Genomic DNA, 17115 nt, shown 5'->3' on the forward strand with positions numbered 1-17115 from the left:
AGAGCTGGAGCTGTTGCAAAGGATGTACTGCAATTATTTTCTGGCAAAAGTCACCATTTCCGGTTCTGCCTGCAAAAACAGTTGTGATTGGGCCGGCTGGGTTTGGGCGACTACCCGGCCCTGCCGCAGCGAGTAACGCACAGGAACCTGACGGCGGATGGCATCATAGCCGTCGGTGGCCGGCAAGATAATCAGATTGGCCGGTTTCCCGGCCTCAATGCCGTAGGTGTCAAGAATATGCAGGGTTCTGGCACTATTATGGGTTATCAGTTGCAAGGCGGCAGCAATTTGGTCATACCCCATCAACTGGCATACATGCAGCCCCATATGCAGCACCTGCAGCATATTGCCGGTCCCGAGCGGATACCAGGGATCGACAATATCATCATGGCCAAAACAAACATTCAGGCCGGCTTCAAGCAGTTCTTTCACCCGGGTAATACCGCGGCGTTTAGGATAGGTATCAAAACGCCCCTGCAAATGGATATTGACCAACGGGTTGGCGACAAAATTAATATCAGCCAGTTTCAGCAGGCGGAACAACTTGTAGGCATAAGCATTGTTATAGGAATGCATGGCCGTGGTATGGCTGGCCGTCACTCGTTCGCCCATGCCTCTCTCGTACGCCTCGGTTGCTACAACTTCGATAAAGCGAGATTGCTCATCGTCAATTTCATCACAGTGAACATCAACCAGGCGGTTATACTTTTCCGCCAGGTCAAAGGCTTGTTTGACCGATTGTACACCATATTCCCGGGTAAATTCGAAGTGTGGAATGGCACCGACAACATCGGCGCCCATAACCAGCGACTCTTCCAATAGTTCAAAGCCCCGCGGGAAGGAGCCGATGCCCTCCTGGGGGAAAGCTACAATCTGTAAATCCATCCAGGGCGCCATTTCAGCTTTTACTTCCAGCATGGCCTGCAAAGCCACCAGTTGCGGGTCAGTTACGTCAACATGGGTTCTTACATGCTGGATACCCTGGGCCAGCTGCCATTTTAACGCCTCCGTCGCCCGGGCCTTGATGTCGGCACGCGACAGCAGCTGCTTTCTTTCCGACCAGCAGGCTATGCCTTCAAACAGTGTGCCACTGGCATTCCATCTTGGTTCGCCGGCGGTTAGCACCGCGTCAAGATGCACATGCGGTTCAACGAACGGCGGCAGCACCAGACCACCCTCAGCATCAATCATGTCTTCCCCGTTTCCGGCAAGACCGTCTGCTTGTGCGGTAATACTCACTATCTGACCGGCCTTAATAGCAATTTCCCACAAACCTTCTTTTCCGCATAAACGCGCATTCCGGATATACATGGGCTTACCCTGCCTTTCGCGGCTGCATGGCAGACTCTTTCGCTGTCCCCCGTAAAGCTGACAGCGTTACATATACGATCCCGGAGCCAAGAATGGCGTTAACCGGCGGAATTCCCGGCGCGAAGTGGGCTAATGCCACACCGCCGGCCCAGGCGGCAAGCGCATGCCATCTTACGGCTTCAAACTGCATGTCGGCAATGGGCGGATAACATCTGCGCTGTACCAGGAAGTAGTCGGCAATAATGATGCCGCCGATGGGGGGCAGTGTTGACCCCAGGAAGGTCAGAAAACCGATAAAATTAGTATATAGCCAAAAAGCAAGCAGCGTCCCGATGAAGCCGTTGAACAGGACAAGCTTCTGTTTCGGTATGCCGGTAATATTCGAAAACCCGAGACCGGAAGCATATAAGGCATTGTCATTGGTTGTCCAGATATTCAGACCAAGAATAATAATTGCCGGAACAATCAGCCCTTGCAAAAACATAACCTCAGAGATATCAGCCTGACCGGTAGCGGCAGCCCCCATCGCGCCAAACAAAAACATCAGCGAATTGCCGAGAAAGAAGGCGATGACTGTTGTGGACACACCGACAGTCCTGGTTTTGGCAAACCGGGTAAAATCAGGCGATAGCGTGCCGCCGCTGATGAAAGAACCGACACAGATCGTCAGTGCCGTAGCAAAGGATAGCTTTTCGGCCGGCTCCAGCAGCATTAAGGCTTGCAAGCCGCCGATGGATTCCACGGCATTACCCACAGAATAAGCTCCCAGCAGGGCAATGGAGGGCACAGCAATCACACTCAGGATAGTTAAGGCCTTAATTCCCCAGTAGGCGGTTGTCGACATGAGCAGCCCGCCGACGACAATCAATAGATACAGGTTCAGACCGGTAACCTTTTGCACCGGCAGGGCAAACATAACTACACCGACGCCAAACCAGCCGACTTGCGTCACTGACAGCATCAGCGATGCGAGTTGCGAGCCCTTCTCGCCAAACGCGTATCTTGCCAGCAGATGGGTCGACAACCCGGTACTGGCCGCAATATAACTCAAGGCCCCGGTATAAATACCCAAAAGAATATTGCCGCCCAGGACTGCAAAAATAAATTCCCAGGCAGTCAAGCCGGCACCCAGTGTGCCACCGGCCCACATGCTGGCACTAAAAAAGGTAAAACCAACCATCAGCACAAACATGGACCAAAACCCGCGTCTTTCCGTTTGCGGCACCTCGGATAATGAAAAATCGCGATCAACAAGCTGAACATTTTCTTTCATATTTTTCCTCCTCAGGTCAGGCACCCTGTAGACACGGAAAGGCTCTCTGCCATTGCTGACAGAGAGCCTTCCACGATAGCTAATACATTGCGTAGCTAATCGCAAATCCGCTCACCTTATCAGCCTCTCTGGACTGCCTTTAAAGGTGCCTTTTATTTTGTCTTATTATGTCACTAAAAAGGGATGTTGTCAAGGTGTGGACCGACCGTTTAAAAGACAATCGGACGGCAGCCACAGTGGTGGAATTTTTGCTTGACATGACGAGTTTTAGGATATAATATAAAGACATCACATACGTGTATATGCACATTAATACAGCTAACTACAGAAAAGGTGATCAACATGATGCAATCTGATGCCGGTTATTTCCCGAAGCGGTCCAGCCCCTGTCTGTGTCTCAATATCCGCCGTGCCTCCCGGGCAGTGAGCGCGTTTTATGAAAAGATGCTGGAACCCAGCGGACTTAAAATTGCCCAATATTCCCTGCTGCGGCACCTCGAACAAACCGAGCCGGTTACCATTACCAGGCTGGCGCACATCATGCGGATTGACCGGACTACCTTGAACCGGAATATGAAGCCGCTGCTGAGTGCCGGACTTATTGCCGTTCGTGCGGGCGAAGATCCCCGGTCCCGGCAGGTTGAGCTTACTGCGGCCGGCAAGTCGGCGCTGGGCAGTGCTTTGGCGCTATGGGACCAGGCCCAGGCATCCTTGCAGGAATATCTGGGTGAAACAGAGACAGCGCAATTTAACCGTCTGGTTGCCAAGCTGGAAGCGCTGGTGCCCTAATTTTTTTCTTATAACAAGTGTATATACACATAAATAAAGTTACAAGGAGTGTTTAGATTGGAAGAGCAAATTCGCAATTATATTTTGGATCTGGGTGTGGATGACGTTGGCTTTGCCTGCGCCCAGGACTATCACAGTCCTAAGTCCTACGAAATCACCAAACTCCTGCCTGAGGCCAAATCCATCATTGTGCTGGCGTTCAAACCGCTTTCAAGTTGTGAAAGTCCCAGTATGAGCGCAGCTCAGAACGGCTATCTGGACTTAGGCTCATTTGCGCGGTCTGCCAGTTATCGGATTTCCCGCTTTCTGGAGCGTAACTACAAGGCCAAAATTGCTACCATGCCTATTGCTTATCCGTTTGAAATTCATAACGACCGCAAAGCGCTTGCCGATTTTTCCCAGCGGCATGCAGCCGTGGCCGCCGGCTTGGGGTCGTTTGGCCGCCATAATCTGGTGATTCATCCCCAGTTTGGCACCCGGGTTATTTTCACCAGTATTATTACCAACCTCACTTTGCAGCCTTCACCCCAATGTGAAGATTTTTGCACCCAATGCAATCTCTGTGTTGAAAATTGCCCTGCCCGCGCCTTAGACGAGGCGGGAAAAACCGATATCAGGAAATGTTTGGGGCATTCCCAGCCTTATGGCCTGATAGCGGATATTACATTCCAGTTACAGCAACTAGGGCGTTCCCCGGAGGAACAAAAGCAGATGCTTATGGACGAACAATATGCCCGGTTGCGGCAGGCGGCGCATTTAGGCAACCAGTATATGTGCTTCAACTGTCTCAAGAGCTGTCCAATAGGATTAGCCTAGAGCGTAAATATAAACAGGGAGCCAGCCAATGATGAAAATATGTTTCCTGGCCTGCGAAATTTATCAGCCTGAATTAGAGCAGGTTTTAGCGCAAATTAAGCAGGAAAAGTTGTACTCATGCGAACTGGAGCTAACCTATCTGCCAGCAAAATTGCATGTGGATTTAAAAAAATTGAAAACGGCTGTCCTTCAGGCGCTGGATACTGTAGCTGCTGACCGCATCATCCTGCTCTATGGTTCCAAATGTCACCCCGAGTTTGATGAGTTTTTGCAAAATTATCCGGTAATCCGGTTCGAGCCGGCTAACTGTATTGAGTTGATTCTGGGTGAACACAGCCAGGATTCCCGGACTTTTTGCCTGACTTCCGGCTGGATGCTCAAATGGCGGGAAATTTTCGACACCGGCTGGGGTGTGGATGAGGTTGCCATGCGCCAGAGTTTTGCCTGTTATGACAGGATATTGTTTACAGATACCGGTGTAAGCGAAATTACCGATGAACAACTGCTGGATTTTTTTGAACATACCCGGATTCCCATTGAAGTGGAGCAAGGAGGATTGGCCGCTTTTAAAGCGGCTATTACAACAGCCATCCGGCAAGCCATATTGACCGGGAAACAAGGGCAGGTATGACGAGTCCGCAAAAAAAGGTAAGCATTCCTGGTTCGAACCGCCATCGAACTAAGACTGCTTACCCTTTTTTATAAACATTCCATAATTAGCCAAATTTTGCATCGTAATACATTACTAATTACCCAGACGGAATCAATCGAATCTGGTACCTTCCTCACTGGCTGAAGTGGTTAGGGATGATCCAGTTTGGGGTATTAAGGTCTTGGTTGACATTTTTTTTGCATAAATCGAGCAGAATTTTTTGCATATTCTGCATAGTGCTGTTATACTTGGAGAAACAATTTTTTTAAGGGGGCTAATATGGAAAAAGACAATGTAATAAAAATGAATCTCAAAAATGGTGAAAAATTTACTAAAGTGTTACTTCCGTTTGTGTTAGCAGGAATTATTCTCTTGCTCCTGGCTTTCAACTCGATTGTTATTGTACAAGCCGGTACCCGTGGAATCGTACTCCAGTTGGGAGCAGTGCAACCTTTGGTCTTGAATGAAGGACTCCATTTTAAAATTCCGTTCGTCCAACAAGTCATCCCCGTTGATGTGCGGGTTGGCAAAGCCCAGTCAGATCAAACTGCCGCTTCCAGGGACCTGCAAATTGTGACCACTACGATTGCAGTAAACTTTCACCTGGTACCTGACGAGGTCAATACGCTTTACCAGAATGTCGGGTTAGCCTATGAAGACCGCATTGTAGCCCCGGCTATTGGCGAGGCCGTTAAAGCTGTTACTGCTCAGTACACGGCGGAAGAACTGATTTCCAAACGGTCAGAGGTTAGCGCCAAAGTCAAGGAAACCCTGGCCGCCAAACTGTCAACCTACCATATGGCACTTGATGAAATCAATATTACCGAATTCAAATTCAGCACAGAATACAATAATGCCATTGAACAAAAGCAAATTGCTGAACAAAATGCCTTAAAGGCTAAGCTTGACCTCCAGCGTATCGCCGTTGAGGCTCAGCAAAAAGTTGAGCGGGCCAAAGCGGAGGCTGAATCCCTGCGCCTGCAAAAGCAAGAGGTTACACAGGAATTGATTGACTTAAGACGCATTGAAGCGCAAATGAGGGCTATTGAGAAATGGGATGGCAAAATGCCTTCAGTAACAGGGGGAGCCACCCCGTTCATTGATATCAATCAAGTGAAATAACCCCTGATTATACTGGCACCTCCGCGGAAGCAACTACAAATAATTGTGAGTCAAGGAACTGTTCCTTGACTCACGTTTTTTTTAGGAGCGCTTATTCTCATGTGAACTGGAGCCAGCCTATCTGGCGGCAAAAGTGAAGCATAGCATCCGGTACTGCTTCACAGTTTGAATTTCTCTTCAAAAAGATGCTCATCATAGGGTGCCTTTCGCCCCGGACAGTTTTCCCGCGGGCATAGCTGGCAGTTTTCCCAGGAGCCCTGCTTGGGAAAGTGAATACCGGAAACACTTTTTATGGGTACCATGAGACAGCTTTCGTTAAGTCTAACCCCAATCAGAGCCTCTACATCCCCGATTAACTTAAAGAGAGGCCTCTGTTCGGTAATTGGCCAGTCAGCCAGTGAACCCGGATTCATATTGGCAGTACTCTCCAGACCCCAATGTTCATCAAGCTGCTCAAAGAAAGTCTGGCGTGTATTTTTCAGTATCATCTCGGTGATAGTGTCAGCATAGTAGTTGTCAAGCATATCCTGCTGATTTTTAGCCCAGGCGGCGAGCTCTTCCCCGCAGGTTATTACATAAGGAAATACCCGGTAAGTATCGGCAAGATTCACACTCAGCACCCGGCTGGTAAATGTTATGTCGTCGATTGTAACAGAACTCTCACTTTTTGCTTCTACAAAAGCAACTTTATATACTGCTTTGACGGTTGCAATTTTCCGGGCTGCAAGAGCTAATTCCTGAATCCCAGCAAAATGCGGGCTTTCGGCCTTCACACGCAGAACCTTACATAGCTGCTCCATATCGATAGTAATGGAATCACCTTCATATACAAGCTTGGTAATCATAATATCACTACCCTTCCACGAGTCAGGGAACACTTCCTGACTCGTCCGTATTTTTAAGGTGCCTAACGAAATGAGTCAGAGAACCCGCCCTCAACTCACCCTATAATAGTTAAGTTTACTATAGCTCAATTACCTATGATATTCAATATGTGCCATACAGTTTTTCCTTCTTTTAACAGGTTTATTGGGTTGTATCCTGTTCTTCCTTTTTGTTGCCGTCCATGGGCAAGCCACGTTCAGTTATTAATAAAATTTCTTTTGCAATGTCCACAATTTTAATAATAGTTTTCGCTGTATCTTCTTCTATAATTTCATGGTTACAAGTTCTTTGCCTGCTATCCTGAATGTTTTGTAATTGTGACATTCATTCCACCACCTGATATCTTTTACTCTTCTCCTCTTACCCGGCTATGCGGCAATATGGTCAAAAACTCGGTCTGTTTAATGACTTACAGGAACAAAACAATTACGACTTTAAATATTTCATGGCTACATCCTTAACCCTTGCTCCCTGTTTTATTTCATGCAAGGCAGTATTGACATCAACCATGTTTAGTTTGAAATTCCTGATGATCTCATACAGCTCTTTATTCTCTGCTTTCAGGTCTTTTCTAACCAGTGTAGTAAGATGCTCTTCCTTGCCAAATACGCCTTTAGGGTCTTCTAAGAATTTCAAGTCATATACCGAAAATTTATAATGAGGCTGCCAGCCGGTCATAACCACCCATTCGTTATTCCTAATCGCTTGTTCCACCGCCTGCAGCATGGTTTCCTCGTCGCTGTAGTCGATGATATAATCATGTAAATCATATACTTTTAAAGCCGTTGCCGTACATTGACTGACTTTGGTACGCCTTTGCAGCGCACATATTCTATTTCTAAATTTATATGAATGATTTTTCAGTTCCGGTATGCTCTTAACCGTAACATAGGAGGGAACCACTAAACCGAACTTACAGCCCGGAAGGTTTGGTCCCAGATTCTCTACCTGATGTCCGTATTGCTGCTCCAATTCCTCATCCACATAGGGCAGCCACGATGACAGCGTGACATCGGCTTTGCCTGCAGCTATCAATTTCCAGGTTTCCGGATTAGGTACAAGTATCCCTTCGGCTGCCATACCCAACTTTTGTCTTATTATTTCTTTTAATATTTCTACCTGAAATAGCGACTCGGTAAATTCGGTATGTGCAATCTTAACATATTTGTAGCTTTCAAGCTGAGTGGAAATCTGATCAATTTTTTGGGTCAGTTCACTGAACCTTTCGGTTATACTGCCGATGGAGTTAGCATTGTCCTGCATCGCTGCGCCTATTTCTTCAGAACTGGCTGCAGCCTCCTGGCACACCGCCGAAATGCTTTCCATATCGGCATTTATGCTTTCACTGGAAGTAGTAAGCGCATTTATTTTAGCAAAAATATCTTCTATTTCTTTCTCAACAACATTCATTGCCCCATTTATCTTTGAAAATGCTTCCTTGGTATTGTTTAAATGAGTTTCCTGTTCCAATACAGTTTGATTATTGTTATTTATCACTTCTGTGGCCGTATCTATTTCACAATTAATCTTTCCAATTAATTCCCTGACTTTTACAGCCGAATTACTACACTCTTCCGCAAGCTTTTTTACTTCTGTCGCCACTACGGTAAAGCCTCTGCCGGCTTCACCGGCACGAGCCGCCTCAATAGCTGCATTTAACGCCAATAAGTTGGTTTGCGAAGAAATATTGGAAATGGTGTTAACAATTGAATTAATTTCAAGCCCATTCTTTTTCAAAATACCGATAACACCGACAACTTGTTTAAAGGATTGGATACTTTCATACAATTTTTGGCTTTGAACCTCTAAAGCCAGGTTCCCTTCCGTAACCAGCAGCATGGTTTTTTGCGAGCTGTCGTTAATCAGTTCAATTTGATTTTTTATCTCCACCACTGCCTGATACACTTTCGCCATTTTACCAGATGCTTCTGATACCGAATACGCAACTTCGGAATTTCCTTGCGCCATATAAGTCAATGTACCTGAAATCTTATCGGTAGCTTGCAGCATGCCAGCAATATCTTTTGCCAGATAGATGCCGGTACTGCTTGCCACCCGTACCACCCCGTATATCTCGGCAATGGTTTTCCGTATCTGTCCCGTAAATTGACTTAGCTTCCCTTCAAGCAAGCTGGCTTTGCTATTGTGATTACTACTGGAAAAATTACCGGCTATTAAATCTTCCGCAATCTGGTCAGCAAGATTATCCTTATTGTCTATTGCTAAAGAAACCCTATCAAAAATAAGGATGAAGAATACAACAATTACTTGCATGGCCAGAAATGACCAAACGCTAATTTTTTCGTAGAAGTTTAACGAGAAATAGCACAGTATATTAATCCCTACACATACGATAGCGTTTAATAAAGGCCTGATTACCATACTACCACTCCCCGGCAAATTTGGCTGCGCAAGTCAAGGGACTGTTCCCTGACTCTAGACTCACCATTTTGGACGACCCAGTACTATTATCGTGATCCTTGTTTCCAGCAGGGTTTTGTCGCCTAAGCTTCTATTTGAGTCGCCATAAACCTCTTCCACTTCCATTACAATCTCAATATCGGCTGCGCCTGACTGTTCAGCCATCGCTTTTGCCTGCAATTGTCCCTGTTCGATTCCTAACTGCTTAGCCGCCGGATAGTCGGAAACCGTTTTTCTTTCCCATGGAAAATGTACGACTGCTCCATGTCCCGGCAGGGCTTTAACAAGTATCTTCAGCTTCTCGACCACCTGTCCGGCTACCGCACCAATAGCATTGGCAACATCCGCATTCTCAGGTATAATCAATTCACAATTCAACTTCTTGGCGATCTGCGGCAAATAGGCATGAGCCGGTGCGCCGATGGCGATGATGGGATAAGTAACGTGAGCGCTTAATCCCAAAGTTTCTCCGCCTGCATAGAACGCCTGTTGGAATAAGTATTTAATGTCGTTATTCTTATGCAGCAAAATCGAACTGCCTTCATAGTTGAGCAAGCTTTGAATAACCGCAAAATAGAGATTCTCCATAATGGCAGCCCATGCCCTTGTTAAGAATTGCTCAGTATCCACGCCCAATTCTTTAGCCATAATGGCTACACCCAGTTTCGCAGCATCAGTATCCCAGGCAGTATACTGCCCCCTAACATGCAGCAAATCGGTGGGTGTCAAGGATGTTTTAACCAAAACGCCATTTCCGGCCAGGTGCCTCAGGGCAGCTAACAGCTGATAGTCTTCCAGCCCTTCATCCTGCAGCTGCCTTGCGAGATAGTCAAAAGTGTGCGGGCCGGCTGCCAGCAATTTTATGATACTTGTCTCCATTGCCGTGCCTTTTTCATACTTGTCTTTTACTAACATAAAAGCATCGGTAGGCTGAAAATCAGTCCAGCAGCTTTTTATTTCCGCCTGCTCTTGTATTTCTTCCTGCAGATATGGATATTGCTTAACTACCAGGGACAACGGCCACACTTTTTGGGGACCAACCACCAGCTCTTTGCCATTATGCAGATGAATATAGCTGTCACCGCCGATGCCGTATGTATATATTTCTGCCGCCTCAACCCGTGTCAGCCAGTTATTGATCGTGGCTCCTTCCGGACTGATGCGCGGCTTATGATTTTTTAATATCGCAATATCGGTGGTTGTTCCGCCCATATCTATGACGACAGCTTCCGGACAGCCGGCAAGCGTAGTGCTGCCAATAACACTGGCAGCCGGTCCGGAAAGAATGGTGTCAATAGGCTTTTTCCTGGCGGTTTCCTCGTTCATCAGGGTGCCATTACCTTTTACCAGCATTAAGGGTGCCGTAATACCCATGCTGCTTATGACCGCTTTTACAGAAGTGATTAGCTCCGCGATAACCGGAATGAGTTTGGCGTTTAATACCGCCGTTACTGTCCGTTCATGGAACCCCAGTGCTGTTGTCAATTGATGGCCGCATACCACCGGAATTCCCAGCTTACTGCTGACAAGCTCGCGGGCGATCGCTTCATGCTCGGGATTGCGGACACTGAAATAACCGGAAATTGCCACCGCTTCCACTTTGCCGTTAAACCTGTCCAGAGCTAAATGAATGCCATTAGTATCAAGCTCAGCTAATGGATTGCCCCGCACATCATGTCCGCCGGTAACAACCTCAACATAGGGAGTCGGTATTGCAGCTATCGGCTGATGACCGATTAACAGAAGGCCAGCCTCACACCCCCGCCCTTCAACAATGGCGTTGGTCGCCAGGGTCGTTGACAGTGCCACCCCTTTAATCCTGGTCAAATCATCAAACTGCAATGCCTGCAGACAGTTAGTTATTCCTTCCACTAAATTGCCATGTGTGGTTAGTGCTTTGGCTTTGGTAACTATTTTTTGTTCGGAATCCTCCCATATTACTCCGTCAGTATAGGTGCCACCAGTGTCTATGCCAAGTCTAAACGCCATTTCCCGCATCTCCCTTCCGCAATCACACTTGTAATCCCGAACCGGACGTATCCATTGTTCTATAAGAGACTTCTTCTATCGTTGAGGATTCCTACTGAGATTTCTTGTCAGATTGATTTTTTATCAAATCCTCATTCATTGCCTTAACAAATGGATATAACATAACCAACATGATAATCATTATAGGAAAGCCAAAAGCAACAGAAACAGATTTTACGGCATTAACTCCTCCGGTTACTACAATAATTGCCCCAACAGCTCCTTCGATAACTCCCCAAAGCACTTTTGAAGCCTTGGAGGGATTCAAATCTCCGCCGGAGGTCATTTGCCCCAATACAGAGGTTGCCGAATCGGCAGAAGTAAGGAAGAAAGTTAAAATCAGCCCTATACAAATTGTGCTGGTTATTGCCGGTATAGGCAGATGACTCAAAGCCACAAACAATGCACTGCTAACATCTTTAGCCACGGCTGCCGCTATTCCTCCAGCTCCGTTTAAGTCGATATCCATACCTAATCCTCCGGTAATCGCAAACCAAACAAAGCTAAGCAAAGAAGGAGCAAATAAAACCGCCAGGACAAATTCCCTAATGGTGCGGCCCTTGGATATTTTGGCGATAAATCCGCCTACAAATGGCGCCCAGCCGATCCACCATGTCCAGTAAAATATGGTCCAGCTGCCAACCCAGTTATATCCCACTTTTTTGGCAACAGTTCCGGTGGCATCCAGGTAGAGACTCATCCATACAATGTTATGAAAATATTGTCCCAGCGTTTCAAAAAACATGTTAATAATATATCTTGTAGGACCAAAAACCAGCATAAACGCCATCATCGAAAAGAAAAGCACCATATTAGATTTGCTCAAAAATTTCATGCCTTTTTCAATGCCAACAGCCGAGGAAACACAAAACATCGCAGTAAGAACTGCGATAATCCCCAAGGTTACTGCCGTATTATTAGGCAGGCCATAAACAAAGTTCAAACCGCTGTTAATTTGCATGCTGCCCATTCCCAAAATATTGGCAAGACCGAACAGAGTAGTGACTACAACAAAAGAATCAATGCCTCTGCCAATAGGACCCTTGATACCTTTTTCACCCAAAATAGGATACAGGCAGGAACTGACCAAACCCGGCAATCCTTTCCGGTATTGGAAATAGCCTAAAGACATTGCAACTACTGCGTACATGCACCATGGGTGCAGACCCCAGTGAAAAAAGGAATAACGCATAGCTATAGCTGCTGCTTCCGGGCTATTAGCCTCCCCAAAAGGCGGGTTGCCAAAATACGTCATTGGTTCTGCAATCCCCCAGAAAACAAGCCCGATCCCCATACCGGCACTAAATAGCATGGCAATCCACACATAGGTACTGTATTCCGGTTCATCCTCATCTTTTCCAAGTTTGATATCTCCATATTTACTGAAGGCGAGAATAAGACAAAACGCCAAAAATATGGTTACCCCGCTGATAAAGAGCCAACCAAAATATTCTGTGAAAAACTTTAAAATCTTCCCCAGATCCTCAGTCATACCTTGCGGCGTGATAACAGCCCAGCCAACAAAAATACCGGAAATAATAATGGCTGTCCAAAACATCGCTCTATCAATCTTGCCGAAAATATTAGTCATGGGTTAGCCCTCTTTTCCTGAAATAAATACACCGGCTAAAGCTTAGCCATAGAGTGAAAAATACAAGGTATGCCGAAATTAGCTTCCGTAGTAACCTTGTATTTTTCTCTCATAGTGTTTGCAACCGGCACAATAATTCCGGTCAGTCAAGCAACTGATTAATTACATTCAATATCAGCAGGACTCATTACCATTGCGCGGCTCAACCGGTACTTCAGTACCTGTACCTGAGGTAAAATTATGGGGCGTTTCACAGGGTTCCGGCTGTGTATCGTTCCAGTCCTTACCTGCCTTCTTGATAAAGCCATATACAATAATCCCAATGATAAACATGGCCGGGAAGGAACTGGCAACTACTGAGGTCTGCAGCGGCTTCATACCTCCCAGGAATATCAGCGTGAGCGAAAAACCGCCTAAAACCACCGCCCAAAATACGCGATTCCATTTTGCCGGTTCTTCGCCGGCCCCCAGCTTTGCTGTTGTTACCATAGCAAGTGTATAGGCGATACCGTTAATAACGGTTGCATTGGAGATAAACAGCAGTACCAAAACTATAGGTAAGATAATAAAGCTAATAGGCAAGGTGGAAAATATCTCGACAATGGCTCCCGGGACACCCTGGGTTTTAATAATTTTCCCCAGATTGATTACTCCCCTGGTTTGTAAGTCAAGCGTGTAGTTGCCAAATATCGCAAAATAGGTGTATACACAGGTTACACCCGAAAGTGTCGCACCCAGCGTAAACTCCCGCACTGTTCTGCCTCGGGATATTCTGGCAAGATACATCCCTGTGCTGATCGCAAAGGAAAGGAACCAGGCAAAGTAGAAGATCGTCCAGTTCTGCGGAATTCCCGATTGCTGAATCGGATCAGTATATAAGCTGATACGGAAAAAATTCGTAAGCATTACGCCCAGGCTGTCAAAGAAATTGTTAAAGATAAACGAAGTCGGTCCAGCCACCAACACAAAGGCCAGCAAACCAAAGCCCAGATAGTTCCTGAAATCACTCAGGAATCTAATCCCCTTATCCAGTCCGCCATAGACGCAAATGGCCACAAGAATTGTCCAGCTAACCAGCAGCGCCGCATCCATGCCCAGCGTGTGCGGTATACCCGTGATCCTGGTAATAACCTCGCTTAAAAGCGGTGTCCCCAGACCGATGGAGGTACCAATGCCGGCGATAATACCAACCATATAAAAAACATCAATGGCCTTACCGACATATCTGCCGCCGTACTCGCCCATGAATTCCTGGCAAGCCGCACTGGGCCTGAATACATCTGTACCCTGCACAAAGAATATGTAGCCAAATACTACGCCAATCCCCACATAGAGAGCATAGCTGCTCGGCCCCCAGTTAAGCAGCGGATACGCGGAAGCCATTGCCGCGGCCTGAGGTGAGAACGGTTCCAGGCCAAAAGGCGGTTCTGACAGATACATGTAGAACTCAATGGGAGCCCAATACACAATGGCTGCCGTCGTGCCTGCGGAAAACAGCATCCCCAGCCAGCTCAAAGTGCTGAATTCGGGTTTATCGCCGCCAAAACGTTTATTGGCAAACTTGCCAAATACAAAATAAAGCACCACGGCAAAATTAATCAAAACAAAGAGCTGATATGTCCATCCCAGCGGGCCGCTTAAAAACGCAAATACTTTATTTGCGGTGGCAGAGCTCGCCTCGGGATTAGCGATAATTGCTGCACTAATAATCCCAACCAATACTAAGGGCGGCCAAAACAACAGTTTATCAATTGCACCACTATCTTTTTTCATGCGCCATTCCCCCTATATTTCAATGCCTCAAACCCATAAAAAATATCCCCATCTCCCCCAGTGGAGAGGTGTCGCTTTAGACGGCGTGGTCTTTTCGGCAAGTGGAAACCACCCCGCCCTCCGGACACCCCTTCACAGAAGGAAATGGGGTTTTATTATCTGGCTGCTGACTTGTTTTTAATTATCTTTTGCTGGCGATATAGCGCTGCAGCTCAGCGTCTACATCCTCAGGCAATACTGGTTGTACGTATTCCTCCAGCATCTTTTTCCAGCGTGCATTAGCCCGCTCTTCTATCGTCAGACCGTCTTGGTTAACTCTGGCTCTGTCACTCAACTGAGCCTGATAAAACTCTTTACGGAAATGAGCGAAGGTATGTTTGTTGGTGATATATTCGCCGCGGGGACCGACCTGTTTAGCGACATCGAATGCCAAAGTCTCGTCATTTACGGTAACGCCCCGGCCAATCCGTTTTACCATCCCGATAATTTCATCGTCGATCATTAATTTCTCGAAAGATACACAATTATAAGTATCCAAAATACCGGCAGAGTGGAGAATGAAGTTGCCGCCGGCCATTTGCGCCATCATCAGGGTCATCATAGACTCATAACCTGCCTGGGCGTCGACCTGTTTACTGTCAGAGAGAGTACCGCTTATCCGGCAGGGAATCTTATAATATTTTGCCAGGTGTCCATTGACCAGCGAGAAGAGAGCGCTTTCGGGGGCGCCAATGGACAGGTTGCCATAACGCATATCGGTACTGGAACCGGAAGCAGAATAGACAATAGGAGTGCCGGGACTTACTAACTGAGCCAAAACAATCCCTGCCAAAATTTCCGCATTTTGCACGGCGATGCTTCCGGCAATAGTTGCCGGCGAGGTGGCTCCGGCAAGGCAGAGCGAGTTAACCAGCTGCGGCTGGCGGTATTCGGCATAAGCGATGATGGCGCCGGCCATTTTGTCGTCATAGCTAAGTGGCGTCAAGGTGCAAGGAATAGAAATAATTACAGGCTTATCTTTGATGGCGTCCAGACCGCCATGAGCAATTGCTGCCATTTCAATGTTTTCTTTGGATGCTTCATAGCCCAAAACACTGCCCATAAGCGGTTTATCACTGTATTTAATGGTGTTGTAAACCATATCCAGATGACGGGTGTCAGCATCCGTATCGCCAGGTTCGCAGGGGATATGGCTTTGAACGTCGATATTGTTCATCATTTGGCATAATTTTACCAGCTTGATAAAATCATCCAAGGTGCCTGGACGCCGGCCATTATCCAGATCCATGACGAAAGGCGCACCATAAGGACCCACAAATCTCGTCTCTTCCGTATTAAACTCAACGTTCTTTTCCGGGTTGCGGGCATGCAGGGTAAACGAGGAGGGAACATGCTTCAGTTCCCGTTCCACCATACCTTTAGGGAAATAGACTGTTTCTCCCTCAACTTTAGCGCCGCCTTTGGCCAAAATCTCCCGGGCCGGCGCGTAACTAAAGATAACGCCGACTTCCTCCATGATTTTAAGCGAGGTTTGATGGATTGTCTCGATATCCTCTGTGCGAACTGTCTGATATCTTTGCATCTGTTTTATTTCCTCCTCATTAATAACTCCTCTTAGAACTGGAAGCTATAATTTGTTTATTCTTCATAAATCCCTTTACGATGAGCTTTTAAATAGCCCATGCAGTAATCATCTTTGCCTAACAGCGTCGCGCCGGCGTAAATGACTCCCATCATGCTCTTATCGGTAGGATTCAAAATATAGCCGTCCATTCCCAGGGTCATAGTCTGAGCCACAAATAACCGGTTCAGCACTTTCCTGTTAGGCAGCCCGTACGACACATTGCTCAGACCGCACATAAAGTGAACGTCAGGATAGTTCTGTTTTATCAGCTTGATGGTCTCCAGCACTTCGACTCCTGCTGTCTGCACACTGCTTACCGGTTTTACCAAAGGATCAAAATAGATATCGTCATCCTTAACCCCTGCCGCAGTCAGTTTGCGATACAGGCTGTCCACCACCCGCATCCGGTCTGCCGCTGTCTCCGGCATCCCATGATCGTCCATGCACAGGGCGACTACTTTGGCTTTATACTTCAGTACCAAGGGCAGGATGGCCTCAAATCTTGGACCCTCGTCGGTAATGGAATTAATCATTGGTGTACCGTATTTAGCCAAGGCCAAACCGGCTTCCAGCGCCTGCGGGTTGGGGCTGTCGATACAAAGCGGCGCCTGCACGGCTTCCTGAATGGTAGTTACCAGCCACTGCATATACTCCACTTCATTAAACACCTTATTGCCGCAATTGACGTCAATATAGTTAGCGCCTGCGTCTAATTGCTCCCGGGCCACTTGCTGAATATATTGGGCATCTTTTCCTTCAACGGCTTCACTGATGGCTTTTCGGCTGGTATTAATCAGTTCTCCTACAATTAGCACAATGTAACCTCCATT

14 protein-coding genes are annotated in these 17115 nt (G+C 46.9%); 4 read left to right on the forward strand and 10 right to left on the reverse strand.

The window, feature by feature from the left end; translation table 11 throughout:
- Nucleotides 1-33 precede the first annotated feature (33 nt).
- Both SPSPH_RS15450 and codB read right to left on the reverse strand, forming a co-directional pair.
- Nucleotides 34-1311 carry a cytosine deaminase gene (locus tag SPSPH_RS15450; protein WP_075757340.1) on the reverse strand — a complete coding sequence of 426 codons (1278 nt, stop codon included), beginning with the start codon at nt 1309-1311 and terminating at the stop codon, nt 34-36.
- A gap of 4 nt (nt 1312-1315) precedes the next feature.
- Complete coding sequence (gene codB / locus SPSPH_RS15455; RefSeq protein ID WP_075757339.1) at nt 1316-2584, reverse strand: cytosine permease; 1269 nt, start codon at nt 2582-2584, stop codon at nt 1316-1318.
- Nucleotides 2585-2926: 342 nt separating this feature from the next.
- Between codB and SPSPH_RS15460 the strand changes: the two genes are divergently transcribed.
- From SPSPH_RS15460 to SPSPH_RS15475, 4 genes are all read left to right on the forward strand, one after another.
- The gene (locus SPSPH_RS15460; protein ID WP_109298186.1) at nt 2927-3373 is read left to right on the forward strand and encodes a MarR family winged helix-turn-helix transcriptional regulator; all 447 of its coding nucleotides are present in this window, start codon (nt 2927-2929) and stop codon (nt 3371-3373) included.
- Between the two features lie 57 nt (nt 3374-3430).
- Entirely contained in the window at nt 3431-4189 is a 759-nt protein-coding gene (locus SPSPH_RS15465; protein WP_075757337.1) for a 4Fe-4S binding protein, read from the forward strand.
- 151 nt (nt 4190-4340) lie between these two features.
- A complete protein-coding gene (locus SPSPH_RS15470) occupies nt 4341-4820 on the forward strand; it encodes a DUF1638 domain-containing protein (protein WP_422396905.1) in 480 nt (159 codons plus the stop codon).
- 300 nt (nt 4821-5120) lie between these two features.
- The gene (locus tag SPSPH_RS15475; protein ID WP_075757336.1) at nt 5121-5963 is read left to right on the forward strand and encodes a prohibitin family protein; all 843 of its coding nucleotides are present in this window, start codon (nt 5121-5123) and stop codon (nt 5961-5963) included.
- A 158-nt stretch (nt 5964-6121) separates the two neighbouring features.
- Here the strand turns inward: SPSPH_RS15475 and SPSPH_RS15480 are convergent, their stop codons facing one another.
- The 8 genes from SPSPH_RS15480 to SPSPH_RS15515 all read right to left on the reverse strand — a co-directional run bounded on the left by SPSPH_RS15480 (nt 6122) and on the right by SPSPH_RS15515 (nt 17100).
- Entirely contained in the window at nt 6122-6808 is a 687-nt protein-coding gene (locus tag SPSPH_RS15480; protein WP_075757335.1) for a vitamin B12 dependent-methionine synthase activation domain-containing protein, read from the reverse strand.
- Between the two features lie 181 nt (nt 6809-6989).
- A complete protein-coding gene (locus SPSPH_RS15485; RefSeq protein WP_075757334.1) occupies nt 6990-7172 on the reverse strand; it encodes a hypothetical protein in 183 nt (60 codons plus the stop codon).
- A gap of 102 nt (nt 7173-7274) precedes the next feature.
- Nucleotides 7275-9230, reverse strand: coding sequence for a glycine betaine ABC transporter substrate-binding protein (locus tag SPSPH_RS15490; protein WP_075757333.1), 1956 nt, complete (start codon nt 9228-9230; stop codon nt 7275-7277).
- A gap of 60 nt (nt 9231-9290) precedes the next feature.
- A complete protein-coding gene (locus SPSPH_RS15495) occupies nt 9291-11258 on the reverse strand; it encodes a hydantoinase/oxoprolinase N-terminal domain-containing protein (protein WP_075757332.1) in 1968 nt (655 codons plus the stop codon).
- Between the two features lie 91 nt (nt 11259-11349).
- The gene (locus tag SPSPH_RS15500) at nt 11350-12888 is read right to left on the reverse strand and encodes a BCCT family transporter (protein WP_075757331.1); all 1539 of its coding nucleotides are present in this window, start codon (nt 12886-12888) and stop codon (nt 11350-11352) included.
- A gap of 174 nt (nt 12889-13062) precedes the next feature.
- Complete coding sequence (gene caiT, locus SPSPH_RS15505; protein WP_075757330.1) at nt 13063-14661, reverse strand: L-carnitine/gamma-butyrobetaine antiporter; 1599 nt, start codon at nt 14659-14661, stop codon at nt 13063-13065.
- 181 nt (nt 14662-14842) lie between these two features.
- Nucleotides 14843-16243, reverse strand: coding sequence for a trimethylamine methyltransferase family protein (locus SPSPH_RS15510; protein ID WP_075757329.1), 1401 nt, complete (start codon nt 16241-16243; stop codon nt 14843-14845).
- Nucleotides 16244-16299: 56 nt separating this feature from the next.
- Nucleotides 16300-17100: a methyltetrahydrofolate cobalamin methyltransferase gene (locus tag SPSPH_RS15515; protein ID WP_075757328.1), complete on the reverse strand. Its 801-nt coding sequence runs from the start codon at nt 17098-17100 to the stop codon at nt 16300-16302.
- Nucleotides 17101-17115: the final 15 nt, after the last annotated feature.

Origin of the sequence: Sporomusa sphaeroides DSM 2875 (assembly GCF_001941975.2) — a bacterium.
GTDB classification, from domain to species: domain Bacteria; phylum Bacillota; class Negativicutes; order Sporomusales; family Sporomusaceae; genus Sporomusa; species Sporomusa sphaeroides.

What these genes read in the sequence shown, in the direction of transcription:
- SPSPH_RS15450 (WP_075757340.1), bottom strand. Translation starts at nt 1,311, where the DNA reads ATGTATATCCGGAATGCGCGTTTATGCGGAAAAGAAGGTTTGTGGGAA.
- codB (WP_075757339.1), bottom strand. Translation starts at nt 2,584, where the DNA reads ATGAAAGAAAATGTTCAGCTTGTTGATCGCGATTTTTCATTATCCGAG.
- SPSPH_RS15460 (WP_109298186.1), top strand. Translation starts at nt 2,927, where the DNA reads ATGATGCAATCTGATGCCGGTTATTTCCCGAAGCGGTCCAGCCCCTGT.
- SPSPH_RS15475 (WP_075757336.1), top strand. Translation starts at nt 5,121, where the DNA reads ATGGAAAAAGACAATGTAATAAAAATGAATCTCAAAAATGGTGAAAAA.
- SPSPH_RS15480 (WP_075757335.1), bottom strand. Translation starts at nt 6,808, where the DNA reads ATGATTACCAAGCTTGTATATGAAGGTGATTCCATTACTATCGATATG.
- SPSPH_RS15485 (WP_075757334.1), bottom strand. Translation starts at nt 7,172, where the DNA reads ATGTCACAATTACAAAACATTCAGGATAGCAGGCAAAGAACTTGTAAC.
- SPSPH_RS15490 (WP_075757333.1), bottom strand. Translation starts at nt 9,230, where the DNA reads ATGGTAATCAGGCCTTTATTAAACGCTATCGTATGTGTAGGGATTAAT.
- SPSPH_RS15495 (WP_075757332.1), bottom strand. Translation starts at nt 11,258, where the DNA reads ATGGCGTTTAGACTTGGCATAGACACTGGTGGCACCTATACTGACGGA.
- SPSPH_RS15500 (WP_075757331.1), bottom strand. Translation starts at nt 12,888, where the DNA reads ATGACTAATATTTTCGGCAAGATTGATAGAGCGATGTTTTGGACAGCC.
- caiT (WP_075757330.1), bottom strand. Translation starts at nt 14,661, where the DNA reads ATGAAAAAAGATAGTGGTGCAATTGATAAACTGTTGTTTTGGCCGCCC.
- SPSPH_RS15510 (WP_075757329.1), bottom strand. Translation starts at nt 16,243, where the DNA reads ATGCAAAGATATCAGACAGTTCGCACAGAGGATATCGAGACAATCCAT.